The 22,915-nt window shown below is 39.7% G+C and carries 22 protein-coding genes; 12 read left to right on the top strand and 10 right to left on the bottom strand.

Annotated features, from left to right (window positions below):
- Window positions 1-67: 67 nt before the first annotated feature.
- The 3 genes from H5090_RS12690 to H5090_RS12680 are packed head-to-tail and all read left to right on the top strand — an operon-like array spanning window position 68 to window position 2,539.
- On the top strand, window positions 68-892 hold the full coding sequence (locus tag H5090_RS12690; protein ID WP_182695873.1) for a protein-glutamate O-methyltransferase CheR: 825 nt from the start codon (window positions 68-70) through the stop codon (window positions 890-892).
- Complete coding sequence (gene cheD, locus H5090_RS12685) at window positions 882-1,499, top strand: chemoreceptor glutamine deamidase CheD (RefSeq protein WP_039489124.1); 618 nt, start codon at window positions 882-884, stop codon at window positions 1,497-1,499. The genes H5090_RS12690 and cheD overlap by 11 nt, the downstream gene beginning before the upstream one ends.
- Window positions 1,500-1,507: 8 nt before the next feature.
- Window positions 1,508-2,539 (top strand): chemotaxis response regulator protein-glutamate methylesterase, encoded by a 1,032-nt coding sequence (locus H5090_RS12680; RefSeq protein ID WP_024596107.1) that lies wholly within the window; start codon window positions 1,508-1,510, stop codon window positions 2,537-2,539.
- On the opposite strand, the gene H5090_RS12675 is transcribed toward H5090_RS12680, so the two are convergent.
- The gene (locus H5090_RS12675) at window positions 2,529-3,566 is read right to left on the bottom strand and encodes a polysaccharide deacetylase family protein (RefSeq protein WP_182695872.1); all 1,038 of its coding nucleotides are present in this window, start codon (window positions 3,564-3,566) and stop codon (window positions 2,529-2,531) included. The genes H5090_RS12680 and H5090_RS12675 overlap by 11 nt on opposite strands.
- On the opposite strand from H5090_RS12675, the gene dinF reads away from it, so the two are divergent.
- Window positions 3,546-4,880 (top strand): MATE family efflux transporter DinF, encoded by a 1,335-nt coding sequence (gene dinF / locus H5090_RS12670; RefSeq protein ID WP_182695871.1) that lies wholly within the window; start codon window positions 3,546-3,548, stop codon window positions 4,878-4,880. The genes H5090_RS12675 and dinF overlap by 21 nt on opposite strands.
- 9 nt (window positions 4,881-4,889) lie before the next feature.
- Here dinF and H5090_RS12665 read toward each other — a convergent pair whose 3' ends face one another.
- Both H5090_RS12665 and nfuA read right to left on the bottom strand, forming a co-directional pair.
- Window positions 4,890-5,159, bottom strand: a complete 270-nt coding sequence (locus tag H5090_RS12665; protein WP_002959572.1) for a hypothetical protein — start codon at window positions 5,157-5,159, stop codon at window positions 4,890-4,892.
- Between the two features lie 9 nt (window positions 5,160-5,168).
- On the bottom strand, window positions 5,169-5,744 hold the full coding sequence (gene nfuA / locus H5090_RS12660) for a Fe-S biogenesis protein NfuA (RefSeq protein ID WP_002959571.1): 576 nt from the start codon (window positions 5,742-5,744) through the stop codon (window positions 5,169-5,171).
- Window positions 5,745-5,890: 146 nt separating this feature from the next.
- Between nfuA and H5090_RS12655 the strand changes: the two genes are divergently transcribed.
- Window positions 5,891-8,446 (top strand): M14 family zinc carboxypeptidase, encoded by a 2,556-nt coding sequence (locus tag H5090_RS12655; RefSeq protein WP_182695870.1) that lies wholly within the window; start codon window positions 5,891-5,893, stop codon window positions 8,444-8,446.
- A gap of 223 nt (window positions 8,447-8,669) precedes the next feature.
- Here H5090_RS12655 and H5090_RS12650 read toward each other — a convergent pair whose 3' ends face one another.
- Window positions 8,670-9,347, bottom strand: coding sequence for a ComF family protein (locus H5090_RS12650; protein ID WP_182694083.1), 678 nt, complete (start codon window positions 9,345-9,347; stop codon window positions 8,670-8,672).
- Between the two features lie 74 nt (window positions 9,348-9,421).
- Here H5090_RS12650 and bioH point away from each other — a divergent pair, with 74 nt between their 5' ends.
- The 3 genes from bioH (at window position 9,422) to H5090_RS12635 (ending at window position 11,411) form a co-directional block, all read left to right on the top strand.
- Window positions 9,422-10,159, top strand: a complete 738-nt coding sequence (gene bioH, locus H5090_RS12645) for a pimeloyl-ACP methyl ester esterase BioH (RefSeq protein ID WP_182695869.1) — start codon at window positions 9,422-9,424, stop codon at window positions 10,157-10,159.
- Window positions 10,160-10,249: 90 nt separating this feature from the next.
- The gene (locus tag H5090_RS12640; RefSeq protein ID WP_002959563.1) at window positions 10,250-10,558 is read left to right on the top strand and encodes a hypothetical protein; all 309 of its coding nucleotides are present in this window, start codon (window positions 10,250-10,252) and stop codon (window positions 10,556-10,558) included.
- A 4-nt stretch (window positions 10,559-10,562) separates the two neighbouring features.
- Window positions 10,563-11,411: a putative metalloprotease CJM1_0395 family protein gene (locus H5090_RS12635; protein ID WP_182695868.1), complete on the top strand. Its 849-nt coding sequence runs from the start codon at window positions 10,563-10,565 to the stop codon at window positions 11,409-11,411.
- Window positions 11,412-11,483: 72 nt separating this feature from the next.
- On the opposite strand, the gene H5090_RS12630 is transcribed toward H5090_RS12635, so the two are convergent.
- The 4 genes from H5090_RS12630 to greB form a co-directional block, all read right to left on the bottom strand.
- A complete protein-coding gene (locus H5090_RS12630; protein WP_182695867.1) occupies window positions 11,484-13,811 on the bottom strand; it encodes a Tex family protein in 2,328 nt (775 codons plus the stop codon).
- Window positions 13,812-13,979: 168 nt separating this feature from the next.
- Complete coding sequence (locus H5090_RS12625; RefSeq protein WP_039489108.1) at window positions 13,980-14,561, bottom strand: CBS domain-containing protein; 582 nt, start codon at window positions 14,559-14,561, stop codon at window positions 13,980-13,982.
- A gap of 50 nt (window positions 14,562-14,611) precedes the next feature.
- The gene (locus H5090_RS12620) at window positions 14,612-14,923 is read right to left on the bottom strand and encodes a hypothetical protein (protein WP_138489777.1); all 312 of its coding nucleotides are present in this window, start codon (window positions 14,921-14,923) and stop codon (window positions 14,612-14,614) included.
- Window positions 14,924-15,039: 116 nt separating this feature from the next.
- A complete protein-coding gene (gene greB, locus H5090_RS12615; RefSeq protein ID WP_002959554.1) occupies window positions 15,040-15,519 on the bottom strand; it encodes a transcription elongation factor GreB in 480 nt (159 codons plus the stop codon).
- Window positions 15,520-15,714: 195 nt separating this feature from the next.
- On the opposite strand from greB, the gene ompR reads away from it, so the two are divergent.
- Both ompR and envZ read left to right on the top strand, forming a co-directional pair.
- Complete coding sequence (ompR, locus tag H5090_RS12610; protein ID WP_002959552.1) at window positions 15,715-16,434, top strand: two-component system response regulator OmpR; 720 nt, start codon at window positions 15,715-15,717, stop codon at window positions 16,432-16,434.
- A gap of 5 nt (window positions 16,435-16,439) precedes the next feature.
- Window positions 16,440-17,762, top strand: coding sequence for a two-component system sensor histidine kinase EnvZ (gene envZ / locus H5090_RS12605; RefSeq protein WP_182695866.1), 1,323 nt, complete (start codon window positions 16,440-16,442; stop codon window positions 17,760-17,762).
- 49 nt (window positions 17,763-17,811) lie between these two features.
- Here envZ and H5090_RS12600 read toward each other — a convergent pair whose 3' ends face one another.
- Both H5090_RS12600 and H5090_RS12595 read right to left on the bottom strand, forming a co-directional pair.
- Window positions 17,812-18,603 carry an ABC transporter substrate-binding protein gene (locus H5090_RS12600; RefSeq protein WP_182695865.1) on the bottom strand — a complete coding sequence of 264 codons (792 nt, stop codon included), beginning with the start codon at window positions 18,601-18,603 and terminating at the stop codon, window positions 17,812-17,814.
- A gap of 225 nt (window positions 18,604-18,828) precedes the next feature.
- Window positions 18,829-20,871: a glycoside hydrolase family 97 protein gene (locus H5090_RS12595; protein WP_182695864.1), complete on the bottom strand. Its 2,043-nt coding sequence runs from the start codon at window positions 20,869-20,871 to the stop codon at window positions 18,829-18,831.
- A gap of 158 nt (window positions 20,872-21,029) precedes the next feature.
- Between H5090_RS12595 and H5090_RS12590 the strand changes: the two genes are divergently transcribed.
- Window positions 21,030-21,653: a methylamine utilization protein gene (locus H5090_RS12590; RefSeq protein ID WP_182695863.1), complete on the top strand. Its 624-nt coding sequence runs from the start codon at window positions 21,030-21,032 to the stop codon at window positions 21,651-21,653.
- Entirely contained in the window at window positions 21,643-22,875 is a 1,233-nt protein-coding gene (locus tag H5090_RS12585) for a hypothetical protein (RefSeq protein ID WP_182695862.1), read from the top strand. The genes H5090_RS12590 and H5090_RS12585 overlap by 11 nt, the downstream gene beginning before the upstream one ends.
- Window positions 22,876-22,915 lie beyond the last annotated feature (40 nt).

Here is a 22,915-nt window from a genome sequence, read left to right as displayed (position 1 = left end):
GCCTCGTCTAATAAATAGTTACAGCGAGGCACTACTTGTTAGCGTTAGGTTTAATTGGGAGCGGACAATGAAAGAGTTTTTGTGTACCGACCGCGACTTTAAGGAAATTGCCAGTTTAGTTTACAGCGCATGTGGAATTGTATTAGGGGATCATAAGCGAGAGATGGTTTATTCACGCTTAGCAAGACGTATTAGGGAGCGTAAATTAACTGATTTTAAAGCTTACTTAGAGTATTTAAATAGCCATAAAGATCAGGAATTTGATGCCTTTATTAATGCAATAACAACGAACTTAACGTCTTTTTTTCGTGAAATACATCACTTTGAATTTATAAAATCTGAGCTTGTACCTGCTCTTTTAAAGGCAAATAAAAACAGTAAGCGAGTAAGAATCTGGTCTGCAGGTTGCTCCACAGGGGAAGAGCCTTACAGTTTGGCGATGACTTTAAATAACGCATTTCCGAGCAATTGGGATATAAAAATACTAGCAACCGATTTAGATTCTAATGTATTAGCAAAAGCACAAAAAGGTATTTACACCGCAGCGAATGTTAATGGCTTAGATGACGTGCAACTTAAGCGTTGGTTTTTAAAAAGCAAAGACGGTGAAAATTATAAAGTTAGAGATAAACTAAAAGAGTCTATTTCTTTCAAGCGTTTAAACTTATTACAAGACTGGCCAATGAAAGGATCATTTGATCTTATTTTATGTCGTAATGTTGTTATTTACTTTGATAAAGAAACAAAAGATCAGCTTTTTAAGCGTTACGCCAATATATTAAATGAACAAGGTTATTTGTTTTTAGGTCACTCAGAAAGTATGGGTAAAGAGCATTCGCAATTCAAAAACTTAGGGAAAACTATGTACCAAAAGGGACAAAATGCACGCTGAGTTCAGGCCGGTATTACCTAACTTTGAACATATTAAACGATATTGGGATTCGGGCCGAGGTAGCGTTGTTGCTAAAGTACTTCCGGGTGAGTTTTATGTTTCTAAAAATAATGAACTGATCTCTACAGTTCTGGGTTCGTGTATTGCGGCTTGTGTATACGATGAAGTACTTGGTATTGGCGGGATGAATCACTTTATGTTACCAATTCAAAAGGGAGTAGAACTTAAAAATGCGCATAGTTTAAGTTGTCGGTACGGTAATTGGGCTATGGAGTATCTTATAAACGAAGTTTTAAAAAATGGCGCGTCTCGGTGTAACCTAAAAGTAAAACTTTTTGGCGGGGGGAAAATTATTAGTGCGATGACTGATATAGGGCTGGGTAATATTAGTTTTGCAGCAGCGTATATTAAAGAAGAGGCATTAAATCTAGTTGCCCATGATATGGGGGGGCCGTGGCCGCGAAAAATATTTTTTCACCCGAACACTGGTAAAGTTCATATGAAAAAACTTAAAAACCTACATAATAATACGATTGAAAAACGCGAAGTCCGTTACTTACAAAACCTTAAAAAGCAAGAAGTAGTAACCGATATAGAGCTGTTTTAGGAGTATGCATGATTAAAGTATTAATAATTGACGACTCCCCTTTAATTAGGCGTTTACTCACTGAAATATTACAACAAGCTAAAGACATTACAGTAGTGGGGAGTGCTGAGGATCCCTACGAAGCTCGCGAAATGATAAAAAAACTCAGTCCTGATGTATTAACGCTCGACGTAGAAATGCCAAAAATGGATGGTATTAGTTTTTTAAAAAACTTAATGCGATTAAGACCAATGCCAGTAGTGATGATTTCAACACTGACACAAAAAGGCTCTCCTATCACACTAGAAGCGCTCGAATTAGGGGCTGTTGATTTTATAGCTAAGCCTACTAATAACGTAAGAGAGCAATTGAGCCAATATGCATCACTTGTCCAACAAAAGGTGCGAATAGCTGCTGGAGCAAGAGTAAGAAGCTATAAAAAAACGGTCGTCACAAATGAGCCTATTAATACTCATTCTCAGTTTTTACTTAATAAAGTAATAGCGATAGGTGCTTCAACGGGGGGGACTGAGGCTATAAAAGAAGTGCTTATTAAAATGCCACAAAATTGCCCGCCAATTGTAATTACTCAGCATATTCCTCCTGTGTTTAGCGCTTCATTTGCTGAGCGAATGAATCGTACATGCACGATAAATGTGAAAGAAGCTGAACATGGCGATAAGCTTAGCGCAGGCTGGGCTTATATAGCACCGGGTGGGTTTCATTTAAGTATTAAAAAACGAGGTGTTAGCTTGTATTGCCAGCTTGATGATGGCGAGCCGGTGAACAGACATAAACCTGCGGTAGATGTGTTGTTTAACTCATTAGTTGAAACTGGGGCTAAAAACGTAGTTGCAGCCATACTAACAGGAATGGGGAGTGATGGCGCAAAAGGTTTACTTGCACTAAAACAAAACGGAGCACATACCTTGGCTCAAGATGAGTATTCGTCTGTGGTATGGGGTATGCCTAAAGCAGCTGCTGAGCTAAATGCAGCTGACGAGATAGTTGCGCTGGATAAAATAACCCAGCGGCTTTTACATCAGGCCGTTAAGGTTTAGATGCTTCAATTACCCAAGGCTGCGAAAACCAAAAGTAATCACCAGGGCTTGAAATAGAAGGGGCCGTGCAATTAAAACGAGAACGCCCTTTATTAAGCACCTTTGGTGAGGTGATTTCGACAGTATTTTTAGTTATCCATTTTAAATCTGCTTGGCCTACGCTTGATACATAACAGGCAAATTGGCTCTTATGAAAATCACCCATCTTAAATTCCATTGTGAGCGTGGGTGGATTTTGCTGTGTAACGCTATTTTGATAAGTTAAATTGGTGATATTAAACGCGCGTGAGTTAAGCTTAGTAATAAGGGTTTCTAGCTTGCTGTAAAAGCCTGATGCAGGAAAACGCGGCAAGCGGCTAAAATTAGAATCTTTATTTACAGCGCCTGAGTGCTGGCCAATACCTACAAAGCCAAGCTCTGTCACGAGTGCTTGCAGCTCGTTATTAAACTCACCATACGGGTATGCTAAGTATTTATAGTTGTGGCCTATTTCTTCTTTTATGCGCTTTTGAGAGTTAAGAATATCTTGCTTAATACGTGATTGCCATTGTGCATCGGTTTCGTTTTCAAGCTTAAGGTGTAAGTAATCATGTTGTCCGCTATGATTGGCTATTAATGCCCCTTTTTTAGATAATTCTTTGAGCTTATCCCACCCCATTACGTAACTCATACCTTCGTCTATTAATTTAGGATTTACAAAGATAGTGTACGGGTAGCCAAACTTTTCTAAAATAGGTGCGGCTTGTTCATAGTTATTGTTATAGCCATCATCAAAGGTGATGGCTAGAGTTTTATCAGGTAAAGTTTCACCTTGTTGAAGCGCGCTAATTAACTCATTAAGAGGAATAACGTTAAAGTTGTGCTCTTTTAAATAGCTTAAGTGCTCCGTAAATGTATTGGCGCTAACGCTCGTGACAGCGGGTAGGGTTTCACTAACATGATGATACTGTAAAATAATGGCTGCTTGAGCCCGTACAGATACACTAATGAGGATAAATAACACTAAATGAAACAATTTCTTATACATAATAAGGCACACCATAAAAGCTTGCTGTTGTTAGCGGGTCCGATGATACTATCAAATATCACAGTGCCGTTGTTAGGAATTGTTGATACTGCTGTAATTGGGCACTTAGGAAGCGCTCATTACTTAGCTGGAATTGCCCTTGGCTCTGCAGTTATATCTATTTTATTTTGGCTTGCTAGTTTTTTAAGAATGAGCACCACGGGACTCGTGGCACAAGCATACGGAAAAAACGATTTAACCCAACTTGCCGCTTTACTTAAACGAAGCCTATTGCTTGCAAGCGCAGTGGCCGTGCTATTAATTGTGTTATCCCCATTAATAAAGCACGCTATTGCTTACCTCTCCGCAGCCAATGGCGACGTACTTAACCAAGCTTATCAGTATTTTAGCATTCGTATTTTTAGTGCTCCAGCAGCATTATGTAATTTAGTGTTACTGGGTTGGATGCTCGGTGTGCATTATGGTCGAGGTCCATTTTATTTATTACTCGTCACTAATATCGTTAATATAGTGCTCGATATTTATTTTGTTGTTTATTTAGATTGGGCAGTTGCAGGCGCTGCATGGGCGTCACTTATTGCTGACTATACAGCACTAGTATTTGCACTGTTTTTAGTGGCTAAACTAGCTAAAAAACAAGACATTGATCTAAATGTACCGAATTGGTTGAGTATTAGCAAAATGGCTGAATTATTGAGTTTGAATAGAGATATATTTATTCGCTCTTTAATACTGCAATTATGCTTTAGTTTTATGACATTTTACGCGGCGCGTATAGGCGAAACTACATTAGCTGCTAATGCTGTCTTACTTAATTTTTTAATGTTGGTGAGCTTTGCTCTTGATGGCGTTGCTTACGCCTCTGAGGCAAAAGTAGGGCAAGCGAAAGGCCAAGGAAGTGTTAAGAATATAGAGCTGTGGGTTAAAATAAGCGTATTTTGGGGTATGCTTTTTGGTGTGTTATATAGCCTATTTTTTGCATTATTTGGCAACACCATAATCAAGCTTTTAACCAATGTGCCAGAGGTTATTCAAGAGGCAACGCATTATTTACCATGGATAGTAGTATTACCAATTTTGGCCATGAGTTGCTTTTTGTTTGATGGTGTTTTTGTAGGGCTTACGCGAGCAAAGAACATGCGTAACAGTATGATGCTTTCAGCTGGAGTTGGCTTTTTTGGTGTGTTTTGGGTGTTTATAGACTTGCAAAATAACGGGTTATGGCTGGCTATGAGCTGTTTCATGTTAATGCGCGGGGTTACATTAATAATTAAATATCACCACTTAAAAATAAATAATCAGCTATTAGATTAAATAAATGGTTTATTTCCAGAGATCGGGGTCGTGGTGTTTAGGGCCCATATCTTTTAAAACTTGTGAAAAACGATTAGCAAAAATACCGCAGTAGCCCCAACCGGCAAAAAATAATGCGGGGAGTAAAATTATAACGCCAATTATTTGTAAGCTGTAGTGGGTGTAATACCCAATAGATATGAATATCACGGCTAGCACAAACAGTGCTAAGCCGCGAAAAAAGCGCTTTAAGCTCAGCTTAGGATTGCTCCCTAAGCGATAGATAAGCTGCTTTAGCATTTACAAGGCCTAATAGTAAGAGTGATCGCCCGCTTCGTGTTCTGTTATATCAGCAACACCGGTGATTTCTTCAAACTTAGCTATCATTTCTTTTTCAATGCCTTCTTTTAGTGTTACATCGATCATAGAACAACCATTACAACCACCACCAAACTGAAGTATAGCTATACCTGCAGCTGTAATCTCAACAAGGCTTACTTGACCACCGTGGTTAGCAAGTTGTGGATTTACTTCGGTTTCTAGCATGTGCTGTACACGTTCGTTTAACGATGCATCGTCACCTATTTTACGCGCCTTTGCATTTGGTGCTTTTAGCGTTAACTGAGTACCCATTTTGTCGGTAACAAAATCGATTTCAGCTTCTTCTAAAAATGGAGCACTTTCTGCATCTACAACGGCATCAAAACCGTTAAAGTTTAGGCGAATATCGCTCGCTTCTACAGCGTCTTCTGGACAATAAGACACACCACATTCCGCTTGTGATGAACCAGGGTTTACAACAAACACACGAATATTGGTTTGTTGTGATTGATCTGCTAATAGTTTAGCAAAATGCGCTTGCGCTGTTTCGGAAATAGAAATCATAAAACCATCTATACTTGACTAAATTACTCGGATACTGCGTATCATACTCCGCTCATCGTGTTGCGGCTAGTGTTGAGCGTAAAAAGTTGGCATCTATTTTAAGCAATGGTAGCGTGCAAACAACGAACATTTTTTGAGTGATTTATATGCGTTTGGTATTAACATTAATGGTGGTGTTGCTTAGCTTTTCAAGTGTAGCTAAGCCACTTTCGTATTATTTTGAACAAGATGTAAAATTTGACCCTTCAATTCCTACTCCTGAGCAAGTACTCGGTTACGAAGTAGGAGAGTGGCACGTGAGACATGATCAGCTCGTACGTTATATGGAAATACTTGCTGATAAAAGCGACCGTATAAATTTTGAAGTGATTGGCCGCACACATGAACAACGCCCCCTTGTCATGCTAACAATTACAGCAGCTGATAAGTTATCAAGCATAGAGCAGACACGCCAAGCTCACTTAGCACGCTTAAGTAACGATGGATCAGATGCTAATTCTACAAAGCAGCCTGCCGTTGTATGGATGGGGTATAGTGTGCATGGTAATGAGTCATCAGGTAGTAACTCATCTTTGCTGGTGGCATATTACTTAGCTGCTGCACAAGGTGCTGAAATAGATGAGTTATTAAACAACACGGTTATTTTACTCGACCCTTCGCTTAATCCTGACGGACTTGCTCGTTTTGCTAACTGGGCCAACAGTAACCGAGGTATGAACTTATCAAGCGACCCTAAAACCCGTGAACATGTTGAAAACTGGCCAAGTAGTCGTACCAATCATTACTGGTTTGATTTAAATCGTGACTGGTTATTACTACAACACCCTGAATCGCGCGCGCGTATTGCTAAATTTCATCAGTGGAAACCAAATGTCTTAACCGATTTTCATGAAATGGGACCAAACAGCAGTTACTTTTTTCAGCCAGGTATTCCTAGTCGTAAGCATCCTATAACACCGGATGAAAATGTAACGTTAACTAAAGCGATTGCTAACTATCACGCAAAAACATTAGATGAAAACAACGCACTGTACTTTACTGAAGAAAGCTTTGACGACTTCTATTACGGTAAAGGTTCAACCTATCCCGATGTAAATGGTGGCATAGGCATTTTATTTGAGCAAGCAAGTTCTCGCGGGCATATCCAAGACACTATAAATGGACCTTTGAGCTTTCCCTTTACTATTAAAAATCAACTATTAACGAGTTTATCTACCTTTAAAGCCGCTGTTGATAACCGCCAAGCATTACTTGATTACCAAGCTAAGTTTTATAATCAAGCTACTGATTTAGCCAGTGATGAAAGCTTTGAAGGTTATGTTATTGAGGGCGCGGATGACAACACTCGTATTAAAGATTTTTTAGGGTTGTTGAAACAGCATCAAATAGATGCTTTTTCGCTTACTAAATCACTCAAGGCAAATGGCAACAACTATACAACCAATAGCTACTTTGTGCCCTTAGCCCAGCCACAGTACCGCCTAATAAAAGCTATTTTTAGCGAGCAAAAAAACTTTGCTGATAACACCTTTTATGACGTATCTGGCTGGACTTTAGCGCATGCGTTTAACTTACCTTTTGCAAAAGTAAAAAGCAGTTGGGGTTTAGAGGTTGCAAGTACACCGTGGCAAAAAGCGGTAAAACCTTCTTTTGCTTCACTTGAGCAAGGCTATGCGTTTGGCTTTTCGTGGGATGATTACCTAGCACCTAAAATGCTAAACAGCCTTTTAAAGCAAGGTATTAAAGCGCGTGTAGCGCTAAGCCCATTAACAGCCAAATCAAACTCAAGTGAAGTAAGCTTTGATGCTGGTAGTATTATTGTGCCAGCAGGCTTACAAACGAATAATGATTGGGTTGGAATATTAAATAAAGCACAAAACGAGTTTGGAATTGCAATCAAGCCTATTAACTCAGGTCTTACAAGCAAAGGAGCCGATTTAGGGTCTCGTACAATGGCGGTTGTTAGCGAGCCAAAAGTATTATTGGTAGGTGGTAAAGGCGTAAGCCAGTACGAAGCTGGGGAAGTATGGTATTACCTCGATCGCTTTGTAGGTGTTGCGCCAACAATTGTTGAAATGGAGCGTTTAAACTCTATTGAACTCAGTAATTACAGCCATATAGTACTTGCTCATGGTAACTACAATAGCTTATCTGATACCGACAAAGTGGCTATAAAAAGCTGGGTAAGAAAAGGCGGCGTTATTTGGGGCCATAAAGGCGGTGCTAAATTTTTAGCTGATCAGCAATTACTTAAAGCAAGCTATCTATCACGCCAAGATGTAGCAAGTGCATTTAAAACAAAAGGTTTAAGCTACGCCGATAAGGACCATTTAGCAGGACGTCAACGCATTGCAGGTGCCATTTTTAATACTAATGTAGATTTAACTCATCCGCTTACATTTTCACTTAAGCGCAATACATTGCCTGTATTCAAAAACAGTACTTGGTTACTAGAAGCTTCCGATGCACCGTTTGTAAATGTGCTTACCTACACTAAAAATCCATTATTGGCAGGCTTTACCGATGCTGTTAATGTTGAACAAGTTGCTGGTGGTGCGGGCTTAATTGCACACTCGTACGGACGAGGTACAGTAATCGGCATGACCGACGATCCTGTATTTAGAGGTTACTGGTATGGGACTAGTCGACTACTAAGCAATGCTTTATTTTTTGGTCATACGTTTCGTGCAAATGGCGAATAATACCAATTTGCATAATTAAGTGATCTACTTTGAGGATGGAAAAACGTGTTGATAGCTAGGCAAAAAGTTCGCTATTTAGTTGGTCTCGGCAATTGCTCCTGCATTGCTCTACCTTCTGCATCCATGCAGTCGTAAATGAGAATTTTTTAACACAGGTAGCGACACGTTTAGCCCAACAAAATGATTAAGTATTATTGCGGATTGGTTTAATACTTTTTAATAATTAAATAGGCGTTAAGCAAGTTGTAAAAGCCCACACTTGTTTAGCGCCTGCTTGTTTTAGTGCACTAGTAGCTGCGTTTAATGTTGCCCCTGTCGTCATCACATCATCAACAATAGCGACTGTTTTACCGGCCATATCCTGTGTACAAATAAAGGCATTTTTTAAGTTTCTTATACGCTTTGCTTTGGATAGCTCCGACTGAGCTTGTGTTTTTTTATCGCGAATAAGAACATTACTTAGTGGGGCGTAATTAGCTAAACAGGGTTGCCAAACTTGGCTTACCTGATTAAATCCACGAGTAATAAAGCGGCTTTTATGAAGAGGTAAAATAATAAAGGTATCTGGCAAGTTAGGGCTTTGCTCAAAAAACTGCGTTAACTGTTTTTGTATAATTTGCTGCAATGCCTTTTTATAATGAATTTGATTATTAAATTTTAGCCTTTTAAGCCAATGCTCAAAGGGAGGCTGATAAAAAGCGCATGCAAATAATTTATCAAACTCGCAATTAGGAAACATCTCAATAATATCAGGTCGATGCAATAAACTCGTATGCTTACTAAAATCAAACAATGGTAAATCTTCAAGGCAATAATCACATAGCCCTAAAGAGGTCGCAATCGAGTTTTGACACTGCACGCAATAGGAGGGAAATAACCAATTTAAAACGGCTTGTTTCACAGACTCGCTCCTTGCATTGCAATCGCCTTTCTAAACGTTATGATGAGCCTAAGTTTGGTAAAGGTTAGGCAAATATGCAAAATGAGTTAGTGTTATTACATGGTTGGGGAATGAATCAGGGTGTATGGCAGTTAGTACAGCCAGAACTTGAGTTTTTATATTCAGGAAATGTACGTAGCCATGACATACCTGGGTTTGGTAATAGCCATGTTTGCCCAAGCCCTTATACTTTGCATGATGCAGCAGAAATTTTAAGTAAGCAATTAAAGCCGAAGAGCATTTTAATGGGATGGTCGTTAGGTGGATTATTTGCACTTTATATTGCTAAGCATTGGCCTGAAAAAGTATCTAAAGTTATTTTAATAGCATCGACTCCTTTTTTTGCTGAGGCAGATAATTGGCCTGGAATAAAAGCGAATGTATTGGCGCAGTTTAAAGAGCAGTTAGTTAATCATCGAGAAAAAACAATAGAGCGCTTTTTAGCTATTCAAGCAATGGGTAGCGAGTCGGCGCGTGATGATATAAAGCAGCTTAAACAATTGCTAAATCAGTACCGCGCACCCCAAAGCGATGCCCTGAGTGCTGGTTTAGATATTTTACAAAACGACGATTTACGTGACTTATTTACTCATTGCCCAGTCCCTATTAGAGGAGTATTTGGCCGGCTTGATGCTTTAGTACCTTATAAAGCAATTAGCAAAATGTCAGCACTAAATACTGAGTTTGAATATGAAGTACTAGATAAAGCATCTCATGCACCATTTATTTCTCATAAAAGTGAGTTTTTATCTGTCGTTAAATCAATGCTTTAAAATAGAGCTAAGAATAGCGCTGTTTAAAGCTTTATTTTGAGCAGAACCTGAGCGATAATTAAACAATATTTATTTGGTGGAGGTTTTAATATGCCAATCGGATCAGTATTTAATAGTGGTATAGAAGGGTTTAACCGAGCTAGCCAAGGTATTGAAAAAGCCAGTGCTGAGATTAACCGTGCCAGTATAGAACAACAAGATGACGCGCAATTAGCGCAGCAACGTCAGCTTACGGCAGCACGCCCTGAAGAAGCGATTACTGCACCAGTAGCACAACCAGCTCGTGTTGATGAAGCGCTTGTTAACTTAAAAGTTGAAGAGTTTAATGCCAAGGCAAATACGCAATCAATTCAAACGGCCGATGATGTACTTGGCACGTTAATCGATATTAAAGTTTAGTATTATGAATATTGTCACGCCATTTCCGTCTATTAATATAAACACCGCAAATGTTTATACGGAAACCGCACGGCGTGACAACCAACTACGCGAAGTTATTCCGGCTCCCGCATCTAGTAGCGCAAGTAATACAGAAACCAAAGCGCAAAGTGATGCTGAAAAAGCAAAATTGCCAGGCAGTAGCGATGGTGCGACGTATAACGCAACGGGAAAAATAGCAGACGAAAAGTCAGTTCAGCAGCGCGATGGAAACTCAGAAAATCCTGAGGGCACTGAGCAAGAAAGTGAAGCAATTGAGAAAAAAGAATCTGAGCAAGAAGAGCTGCAATTAGAACAAGAACAACAACAAATTACAGAGCTAAAAGCACGGGATACTGAAGTACGAATACACGAACAAGCACACGCTTCTGTAGGCGGGCAATATGCTGGCTCGCCAAGCTATGAATACCAACGTGGCCCAGATGGTACTAACTACGCAGTTGGCGGAGAAGTACAAATAGATGTATCAGAAATTCCGGGTGACCCGCAAGCAACTATAGACAAAATGCAAACGGTACGCGCTGCCGCATTAGCGCCTGCAGAGCCTTCGGGAGCTGATCGCTCTATTGCTGCAGATGCTACGCAAAAGCTAGCAGCGGCTCAAGCTGAGCTTGCACAACCTGAAAAAGAAGAAGACGCAAAAAGTAAACTTGAAGCGTCATTCTCTAGCGATGAAAGCAGCGATACAAAAACAGCTAAAAGTGACGAGCAAACACGTGATGCCGATGTTGAAGCACGGGCGGGGCGTATTGCTAACTTTTATCAAATGGCTACATCGCCAGCGAGCCAAAGTAGTTTTTCAGCGTTAAGTTAATAATTTAGCAAAACATAACCACAAAAAAACCGCTTACGCGGTTTTTTTCGTTTTAGCTTAGTTGTACAAGTATTATTTTTTTACTTTAGCATTAGCGAACGCATCGGCAAATGCATTGCCCATTAACGCATTACCGTTGTCACGTTTAGGCTTTGCAGCGCGAGGTTGCGAATTATTAGCACGTGCTTGTGGCTTTTGCGTAGCTGGAGCTGCTGACTTATTACTTGTGTCAATATCGTCATCTAAGCGCATAGTAAAGCTTATGCGTTTACGTGCAGCGTCTACTTCAACAACTTTAACCTTTACAATATCACCAGCTTTAACAACTTCACGCGGATCTGATATAAATTTATTCGTGATTGCTGAAATATGCACTAAACCATCTTGGTGAACACCTACATCAACAAACGCACCAAAATTAGCAACGTTTGAAACCACGCCTTCTAAAATCATACCTAGTTTTAGGTCACTAATTTTTTCAACACCGGCTTTAAACTCAGCTGTTTTAAATTCAGGTCGAGGATCTCGACCAGGTTTATCAAGCTCAGTAATAATGTCGGTAACGGTTGGTAAGCCAAACTTTTCGTCAGTGTAATCGTTAGCAGCAAGTTTAGTTAAAAAGTCGCTGTTACCAATTAGGTTACTGACATCTAAGCTATTGCGTTCACAAATGCGTTTAACAACAGGATAAGCTTCAGGGTGTACTGATGAGTTATCTAGTGGATCGCTACCATTGTTAATACGTAAAAAACCAGCCGCTTGTTCAAATGCTTTTGGCCCTAAACGCTCAACCTTTTTAAGCTCACTACGTTTAGTAAATGTGCCGTTAGCATCGCGATAATTAACGATATTTTGCGCTAATGTTTTGTTTAAACCAGATACGCGTGTAAGTAACGGTACCGAGGCCATGTTTAAATCTACGCCTACTGAGTTTACACAGTCTTCAACTACTGAAATAAGGCTCTGGCCTAACTGGCTTTGTGATACATCATGTTGGTATTGGCCAACACCAATTGATTTTGGCTCAATTTTAACAAGTTCAGCAAGAGGATCTTGAAGGCGGCGTGCAATAGAGACAGCCCCTCGTATAGAAACATCTAAATCTGGAAATTCATTAGCTGCAAATTCAGAAGCTGAGTAAACCGATGCACCCGCTTCGCTAACCATAATTTTACTAAGCTTAAGTTCGCTGTTTGCTTTGATAAGCTCAGCAACCAACTTATCTGATTCGCGTGATGCAGTACCGTTACCAATCGCAATTAGCTCAACTTTATGCTGACGGCAAAGTTGCTCTAACGTACGCACTGATTTATCCCAATGATTTTGTGGTGCATGAGGGAAAATAGTTTGTGTAGCTAGTAATTTACCTGTGCTATCAACAACGGCAATCTTACAGCCAGTACGAAGGCCTGGATCAAGACCTAAAGTAGTACGAGGGCCTGCAGGTGCAGCCATTAATAAATCTTTTAAGTTTTTAGCAAATACATCTATTGCACCGGCTTCTGCTTTTTCGCGCATTGCTGCAAAAAACTCATTCTCTAGGTGTAACCCTAGCTTAACTTTCCACGCCCATTGAACAACGTTTAATAACCAAGGACTTGCCGCTTTATATTTAATATCTAAACGGTAATGCTCAGCAATCATGTTTGCACATAATTGTGCTGAATTTTCTGCACTAGGCTCTGGGTTTATATTTAACTGAAGTACACCTTCATTTCGAGCTCTAAGCATTGCAAGCGCACGGTGAGAAGGTACTTTTTTAAGAAGTTCTTGATGCTCAAAGTAATCACGGTATTTTGCACCGGCTTGCTCTTGGCCTTTAATCACAGTACTTTCAATTGCGCCATTTTGGCTAATGTGGCTTCTAAATTTAGCAAGTAATTTTGCGTCTTCAGCAAAGCGTTCCATTAAGATGAATTTAGCGCCTTCAAGTACCGCTTTTGTATCTGCAAAACCTTTTTCAGCACTTACAAACTGTTCCGCTTGTTGCTCTGGGTCAAGGTTAGCATCTTTAAATAGTGCATCTGCAAGAGGCTCTAAACCAGCTTCAATTGCTATTTGGCCTTTAGTGCGGCGCTTAGCTTTATATGGTAGGTATAAATCTTCAAGTTCTGTTTTACTTTGTGCATTAGTTATATCGGCACTTAGCTCTGGCGTTAGTTTATTTTGCGATTCGATTGTCGATAAAATAAAACTACGGCGCTCTTCTAGTTCACGTAAATACGATAAACGCTGCTCTAAAAGGCGTAATTGGGTGTCGTCTAGGCCGCCTGTAACTTCTTTTCTGTAGCGGGCAATAAAAGGAACAGTTGCGCCTTCATCAAGTAACTTTGTTGCAGCAACAACCTGTTGCTGCTGTGCGTTTAACTCACCGGCTAAACGTGCAGAGATATCGCTCATGCAAAAACCTTTTTATACAATAAAATAAGACCAGAAGGGTGTTACTGGCGCTGTTAATTGCTTGAATAATATCACAGGAGGTAGTAATGAAAAGCTCTTAAAGCAAGCTATTTTACTTGCTTTAAGATGGTTGGGTCGGGAGCAAATCAATTCAACTAAAAGAGCGCCCTAGTGAGGGTGCTCAATGTTTTCTAATACCTCACTGAAAGAGTGAGCAATAGGTGAGATATGTACAGGAATATGTAATGTTTTAGCTATTTGGCGAGCTGAAATTAAACCACAAATTTCGTTACTCGCCGTTGTAACTAATAAAAACATTGTGCCCTGATGCTCCATCGTTTGCAGCGCATCACCAATGCATGCGTAGCTTAAGCTTTGCATACTTACACCTGTAAGGCGGTTAACTGGTGTCATGATGTCACGTAAGCTTACTTCGCTTCGTTGCATATTTAAGCGCTCTGCAATAATAGTAATTTTAGAGCTTTGTAAATCGGCGCTAGAAACTAGGCCAATTAATTTTTGGTGTTCGTCTGTTACTAAAACAAAGTCAGATTGTTGTGCACTTACTTGTTTAAGTGCATCTGTAATCGTTGTTCCATGCTCTGCACGAATAGGTGTTTTTTGAGTAAAGTTATTCACCATTTTTAGCGCTGGAGAAGATAAATCGATTAATGGTTGATCATCTGCAAATGTGCTAGCAATAACGCCATGAGAAATATTTTGGGTACGTAATTCTTTAAAGTTAGACATAGTAGTCACCTTAGTAGTTATAAAATTTAATTAAGTTGTAAAATAATGAATTAAATTAAATAGCTAGGTGGTCCGCGTTGGTATGCAGTGCTAAAAGGTCTGTTTAGATTAGTGCTCTTATAAAAAGAATCTACGACATTAGGAAGTGGTTGAGGCGACCTAAAGGTAATAGTGTTAACGTGAGAGTCCACGTCAAAATCGAGGTTTGCTTGGTCAGGAATATCACAAGTAATAAAGTGATTAGATAGTTTAGCGTTATCAAGGTTTACGTCAGTGTTGCTGGCATGCAGCGTCAAACTTACACTCATTAAAAGTGCAAACAATACGGCATTACTAAATATGCGCTGTACCATGTTTGACATAATCACGACCTTAATTAACTGCTTTCAAATTAAACAAATCAACTTGAATAATTCAGTTATAGCTTATTGCTTTAATTTACACAATCAAAAGTTAACATGATCTGAATCAAAACTTTTTATTTCTTTTTTTGGTAATCGATACTGTTTACATACCACTGCTTTTTTCCCTGAGGAGTGGTCACTTCAAATTCGTCATCTACTTGTTTTTTAATCAACGCACGCGCCATAGGTGAGTCTATTGATATGTAATCTTTACGGTCGTAAATTTCATCAGGACCTACAATTCTGAACTTTTTAACTTCACCTTCTTCGTTTTCAATTTCAACCCATGCACCAAAAAATACTTTTCCATCTTGCACGGGAGAGTAGTCAATAATTTTTAAATCAGGTATGCGTTTGCGTAAGTAGCGTACCCGGCGGTCAATTTGGCGCAGCAATCGCTTGTTATATTGATAGTCTGCGTTCTCAGAGCGATCTCCGAGGCTGGCTGCCCAGCTTACTATTTTTGTTACTTCTGGGCGTTTTACGTTCCATAGTTGATCGTGTTCTTGTTGTAATTGCAAGTAACCTTCGCGAGTAACTAAATTTGTTTTCATGACCAATTCTTTATTAACTCTAATGGTGTGCACGTTATTAAATTTGCCAAAATTTGTCGAGCGTAAAATGTAATAAAGTACGAGTAAGGAAGCTTTGAAATGTTCAGTAACAATCTAAGCAAGTAATTAGTTTTTGATAATTAAGTTTTTCATTTATATTAACTAGTAATTGGATATAAAAATAAGAAAGAGATTATGGGACACGAGACCACAAAAGTATTAGTTGTTGATGACGATATGCGCTTACGCAGTTTGCTTGAACGTTACTTAGTAGAGCAAGGCTTTATTGTTAGAACCGCAGGAAACTCGGAGCAAATGGATAGACTCCTAGAGCGTGAAAACTTTCACTTAATGGTTCTCGATTTAATGCTTCCAGGCGAGGATGGTTTATCTATTTGCCGCCGACTACGCCAAAAAGAAAATGAAATTCCTATTGTTATGCTTACTGCAAAGGGTGACGAAGTAGACCGTATTATTGGTCTTGAACTTGGCGCTGACGATTACATTCCAAAACCATTTAATCCACGTGAGCTACTTGCTCGCATAAAAGCAATTTTACGCCGCCGCGCAAAAGAAGTGCCAGGTGCTCCAGCTGCTGAAGAAAACTTAATCGCTTTTGGTAAATTTACGCTTAATTTAGCAACGCGCGAAATGAGTGAAGGGGATAAAACAATATCGCTTACCAGTGGTGAGTTTGCAGTGCTTAAAGCGCTTGTTTCGCATCCGCGTGAGCCACTTAGCCGCGATAAGCTAATGAACTTGGCGCGTGGCCGCGATTACAGTGCGCTTGAGCGAAGTATTGATGTGCAAGTGTCGCGACTTCGCCGCATGATTGAAGTAGATGCTGCTAATCCTCGATATATTCAAACCGTTTGGGGTTTGGGGTATGTGTTTGTTCCCGACGGTGAAAAGTAATATTTATGGGCATGTTTCCGCGCAGTGCTTTTGGGCAAACTGTTTTTTTAGTGGCGGCTTTGTTGCTAATAAATCAAATAGTGTCTTATGTTACGGTTAGTTTTTATGTTGTAAAACCAACTATTGAGCAAGTTAACTTGATGCTTGCTAAGCAAATTAAAACGGTATTTATTGACTGGGAAGATGGCGTTGAAATAAACGACGAAGTATCTGCGAAGTTTTTTGAAATTACCGGCATCGAAGTGATGACGCAGCGCGAAGCAATGCGTCAAGGGCTTGGACAAAGCCGCGAATATTCTATGCTATCGCGTAGTATGACTGAGCAACTTGGTGGTTATTCTCGTGTACGTATTAGCCAAACTGATCCATTGATTTATTGGGTTGAAGCACCGCAAGCGCCAGGTTATTGGGTAAAAGTACCGCTTAAAGGTTTTAAAGAGAATAACTTAGAGTTTTTAACTTTTTACTTATCAAGTATTGGCTTTTTAAGTGTGCTGGGTGGGTGGTTGTTTGCAAGGCACCTTAATAGGCCATTAAAAGCACTGCAACAAGCTGCAGTGAAAGTAGGTAAAGGCGATTTTTCTACCAAATTAGAAGAAGAAGGCTCAACAGAAGTAATAGAAGTAACGCGCGCGTTTAATCAAATGTCGCGCGGAATTGCCGCACTTGAAAACGACCGCCGTTTACTAATGGCTGGTGTATCGCATGATTTACGTACGCCGCTTACGCGTATCCGTTTAGCCACCGAAATGATGGTTGATGAAGATGACTATCTTCGTGAAGGTATTATTTACGATATAGAAGATATGAACGGGATTATCGATCAGTTTATTGAGTATTTACGCCACCATAAACGTGAAGAACTAAGTTGCGAAGATATAAATGCTTTAGTTGCCGAGGTTGTTAATTCTGAGCTTCAGCATCAACGTACTATTACGTTTAAAAGTAATCCAAATATAGGCAATATACCCTTAAGCTCTGTGGCTATTAAACGTGTAATTACCAACATGATTGGTAATGCGCTGCGTTATTCTGAGGGCGATGTTGAAGTACTTAGTTACTTTAATTCAAACAAAAAATATGTAGTTATCGCTGTAAACGATAGTGGTCCTGGGATCCCTGAAAACGAATTAGAGTCTGTGTTTGAGCCCTTTAAGCAAGGCGATGCTGCACGTGGCAGTGAAGGTAGTGGCTTAGGCCTTGCCATTATTAAACGCATTGTTGATATGCACGACGGTAAAGTAAAACTAGAAAACCGCCCAGAAGGCGGTTTAAGTGCACAAGTATATTTGCCAATCAAGGTATCAACTCCTGCAGTATCAAAGTAAGCTAAAGCATGGTTGGCTCTGTGCTTTTAAATAAAGCCCGTTAAAAGTATTACTCGGGCTCCCAAACGTATAAGCCATATTTTTGCATTACTTTTTTAAGGTCACCAGATTTTCTGAGCTCCTGCATACCAGTATCTATAAGTTGAGCATATTCATGTGCTTTAGGGTTTTTAGGTGAGAAGCACATCCTACCCCATAGTATTTTGTCAAACTGACCTGCTTTTTCAAAGCTATCTTGCAGACCATATTTTTGTAGTTTGTAATCGGCTACATAGGCAGCTTCACTAAATGTATCGATTCGGCCTAATTTCAGTTTTTTAAACAAGCGATAAATGAGATCTTCTGAACCATGATGAACCTGAATTAGCTGCTCGTTATCGCGGTTTTCTTCAAAGTAGCTTTGAACTTCAGGAGATATTGGTGAAAAATCGTAGCCTGCAATAACGCCAAATCTTATTAACTTTAGAGACTCCATCCCATTGTAACGCCATTGAGTGCCTTTTTTGACGTAAAAGCTATATATCATCGGGCCTACAGTGTTTTTAGAACATATATTTACTTTTGAACTACTGTCGTTACTTATAGCTACAGCATCATACTTTCCACTCTCTGTTCCTTTTAAAGAGCGTAAATAAGGGACTATATAAAAATTTACTTGGTGGCCTGCACGTTCTAAGATTATTTTTTCTAGCTCTAATACAAAGCCTATGGAATTATTATCGGAGGTATCACTGCAAACGTACGGGCAGAAGTCGAGTGCAGCAATATCAAGAGTATCAGAGCGTACGTTGCTACAACCAATTAGGGCAGCAAACATAATAAGTTTTGGTTTAATTGACACTGTAATATTACGCCCTTATTTTTATTAGTTTGGTAGTTCACTTGTATCGCGTTAATTATTGTTGATAATTTGTTAAATTCAACTTTTTAAAGAATAAGGCAGGGCTTTTGTTGTTTTATAATAATTAAGTGAATTGGCATAAATACCAAACATGCCTTAGTTAGAGCATTGGTAGGTTTAAATCTACCAATGCTCCGTAAACGGTGCAGGCATAATAATAAAAAATTAAAGTGCCCTAAAGCGAATGGCTGTGCCGCCGCTGGTAGCGAGTTTTAAGGTTAGTTTATCGCTTGCCGTGACTACATGTTTTTCGATATTTAAATCGTATGGATTGTTTTTCCACTCTGCGTTTTTACCATCTTGATAAATTTGCGCTTCAAACTTTTTACCTTGCTCTAAAAAGTCGAGCTTTACCTCAATTGTTCTGGCTTTCTCGTCAGTAACAGCACCTAGGTACCAATCGTTTCCTGAGTATTTAGTGCTTTTACGTTCTTTACGGGCAAATACAATAAAGTCGCCTACTTCGCCATCAAGGGCAATACTTTGCTGCCAATCTGTTGGTACGTCTTGAATAAATTGAAATGCGTCGGGCTTAGCCAAATAGTTTTTAGGTAAGTCGGCAGCCATTTGAATTGGGCTATACAACACAACATAAAGTGCAAGTTGTTTGGCAAGTGTAGTTTGTGGGCGGTTTGTATCGCCTCCTAAACCATTAAAGCTCATATCAAAAATACCTGGCGTAAAGTCCATAGGGCCAGAGAGCATGCGGGTAAAGGCAAGCATTGGTACGTGTTCTGGGGGGTTAGGAGGCGAACCCCATGCATTATATTCTTGCCCGCGTGCACCTTCGCGCGCGATCCAGTTGGGGTAAGTACGGCGCAGGCCTGTATCTTTAATTGGCTCGTGCGTATTGATGCTAATTTTATGTTTAGCCGCAAGCTTTACGTTATGAAGGTATTCGTTAACCATAAATTGGCCGTCATGCCATTCATGGCGCGCAATACCGTTTTTGTCTATACGTTTTATATTTCCGCCATCGGCTACATAACCTGTTTTTACTTGGCTGACGTTTGACTTTTCGTAAAGTGTAAAGGCATCTTCCATTTGGTCTCGGTAGTTGCTTACATTGCCTGATGTTTCGTGATGGCCAATGAGATGTACGCCTTTTTCTTTGCCGTATTGAGCAAGCGCTGTTATATCAAAATCGTCGTACGGTTTGGTAAAGTTAAATACATCGCCATTAAAGTACCAATCGCCATCCCAGCCAATATTCCAGCCTTCAACGAGTACGCCATCAAAACCATACTGCGCTGCAAAATCCATATAGTATTTTGTGGTTTGCGTAGTGGCGCCGTGTTTTTTACCGCTACCCCAAGTTTGCGTGTTTATATGCATACCCCACCAAATACCGACGTATTTGCCAGGTTTAACCCACGACACGTCACCGAGATTATTAGGCTCGTTTAAATTTAGTATTATATCTGAATTAACTAGGCCAACAGCGCTGTCGGCTATTTGAATGGTGCGCCATGGTGTTTTAAAAGCACCTTGTTTTTTAACGGCAACACCATCTGACCAAGGGGTTAAGTCTGCTGTAAATGTGCCTGGACGGCGCTGATTAAGCACCATACCCGCGTAATCAACAAGAGCGGCTTCATGAATACTAATATGAGTACCGTCACTTGTTTTAAACGTAAATGGTGTGTGAGCTAGTGGAGCTTCGTTAAGTGGAGTAGTGTTGTAAACATATTCGTAGCGGTTCCAGCCACGAGCAGGTATCCACCATGCTGTTGCATCATGGCTATTGTTTATTGCAAACTCAGTCAGCTCTTTGGTTATTTCTGTATGTTCGAAGCCGGTTTGTTGTGGCACTTCGTATCTAAAACCTACACCACTATCAAATGCTTTAAATCGAATAGTGTAGGTACCTTTATTTGGCTCGTTTTTTGTAAAGGTAACGGCTACTTCGTTATATTCGTCAACAACGTTTTGGCGTTCGCCCCAAGGTTGTTGCCACTGCGAGTTAACGCTTTGTTGTTCAATGCTTTTAATTTTAAAACCGTCGCTAAAGGCCGCTTGTGTTTTAAATTCAAACCCCAGTAAAGATTTGTTTATAACCGCTTTGTTTTTAAATTTTATTGCGTAGCTTGGCGTGTTGTTTTCGTCAGAGATGCTTACTGTTATTTGTGTGTCTGGCGATTTTAGCTCTACAGTTTGTCCGTAGCTATTACTAGCAAAGGCTAAAAGCACAAGTGCAGGGATTCTCATGGTGTGTCCTTAGATGAGTCGGTGGTGACATTTAAGGATAATGACTGTTGATGATTAATACGACTGCCTACATACGTATTCAATGTTTTAAAAAATAGAAAGAATTTAGTGGTTTAATCGGTCTATAATGTAAACAAATTGATAATAGCGACAAGAAAATGATAAAAAGCTTACTTTGTGTATTTTTACTAAGTGTTAGTACTGGAGTTTTTGCAGCAAATATAACAATTAAAAATGCTAATAATGGCCCATTACCTAATGCTGTTGTGTGGCTAACTGCAGGAGATTCCTATGGCGTTATTCCTCCAGAAGCACCTTATGCGATGACCCAGCAAAATCGAGAATTTAAGCCGCGTATTTTAGTTGTCCCACAAAATGCAAAGGTAGAGTTTCCGAATGCGGACTCAATCATGCATCATGTTTATTCATTTTCTAAAGCTAAAACATTTGAATTAAAGCTATATAAGGAGCACCCAAAAGCGCCCATTACTTTTGATCAAACAGGGGTTGTTGAGCTTGGCTGTAATATTCATGATTGGATGTTAGGTTATATTGTGGTGGTCGATAGTACTATTTTTGCAATCACTGATGAAAATGGTCATGTTGATTTAAATGCCAATGTAGGCGAATACACGTTAAGTGTTTGGCATTCTGGGTTTAGTGATATTAGTAAGGTTGAATCTCAAACTATTACTGTGGCTACTAACCCGATCACTTATAAAGTAAAGCAGGAAATTGCGGAGCAAATTGACTTTGCTACGGATGAATTTGATGACTATTAATCGTTTAACGAGGCTGATATTTTTAGCCGGTGCTTTATGTTTTAGTAATGCATTGTATGCACAAGTAAAAGGCTTGTTACAAATTAGAGCCGTGCAGGGTGACGATATACGTAGCTTCCATGAGGGCGGCCTTGGGCTATATCGGCACGATACTAAAAGCGACGAACTGATTTTATCCCAAGGTATTTTAAATTTTAATGTTGATTTAGCATCTAGTTGGTCGGCTCATGGGGTGTTAAATGCGAATCAAGATCCTGACGTTGGCCTTGGTTTTACGCAAGCTTATGTAAAGTATCAGCCGCTATCTAACAGCAACTATAAATGGCATGTGCGTGTAGGGGGCTTTTATCCACTTATGTCGCTTGAAAACCCTGATATAGGGTGGACTTCTCCTTATAACTATACAAACTCAGCTATTAATAGCTGGATTGGCGAGGAAGTACGCACTGTTGGCGCAGAGATAACTATTAAGCGCCCAGCAAAACGTTTTAACAGCGCTCATAGCTTTAGTTTTGTAGGTGCTACATTTAAAGGCAATGACCCTGCCGGTACTTTACTTGCTTGGCGTGGTTTTGCATTACACGATAGGCAAACTACATTTAACGAAAGTGTTAAATTTGCGCCTGTAGCGGCATTAAATACGTATGAATTACGCTGGCAAGCTAATCAGGTTTTACCGTTTGAAGAAGTAGACGGACGTTTTGGCTATTACGCTGGCGTACACTGGGATTACTTAAAAAAATCACAATTTCGAATTTATTATTACAACAATAACGGTGACCCAACCACACTTAATATTAGTACAGGGCAGTATGCTTGGGATACTCGCTTTACAAGCGCCGCTTGGCTTTATAGGTTTAATAATAAAACCCGCTTTATAGCACAGGTACTTAATGGTAAAACCGAAATGGGCGCTAATGCTTTAATAGATAATGCCTTTTACAGCCATTATTTAATGTTAAGCCATAAAGAAGGCAAGCATCGAGTTTCTGTACGCTACGATTACTTTAAAGTGACAGATAACGACACTACTGCGTTTGATCCTAATGCAAGCAATGGGGAAGGTTTAACCGCAACATGGCGCTACCAGCTCACTAATAAACTACAAATAGGGGTTGAAGGTTCTGCACTTAAAAGTGTTGCAAAAAATAGAGAGCCAATTGGATTTAATGAACGAATCTCGCAGCAGCAAATAATGCTAAACGCTCAATGGCGATTTTAGGTTTTATAAACTAGATTTATTATCAAAAAGGTAGGTATTA

It is taken from the genome of Pseudoalteromonas sp. SR43-5, from assembly GCF_014163835.1.
Classification (GTDB): Bacteria; Pseudomonadota; Gammaproteobacteria; order Enterobacterales; family Alteromonadaceae; genus Pseudoalteromonas; species Pseudoalteromonas distincta.
This window is presented reverse-complemented; position numbering and strand designations above follow the sequence as displayed.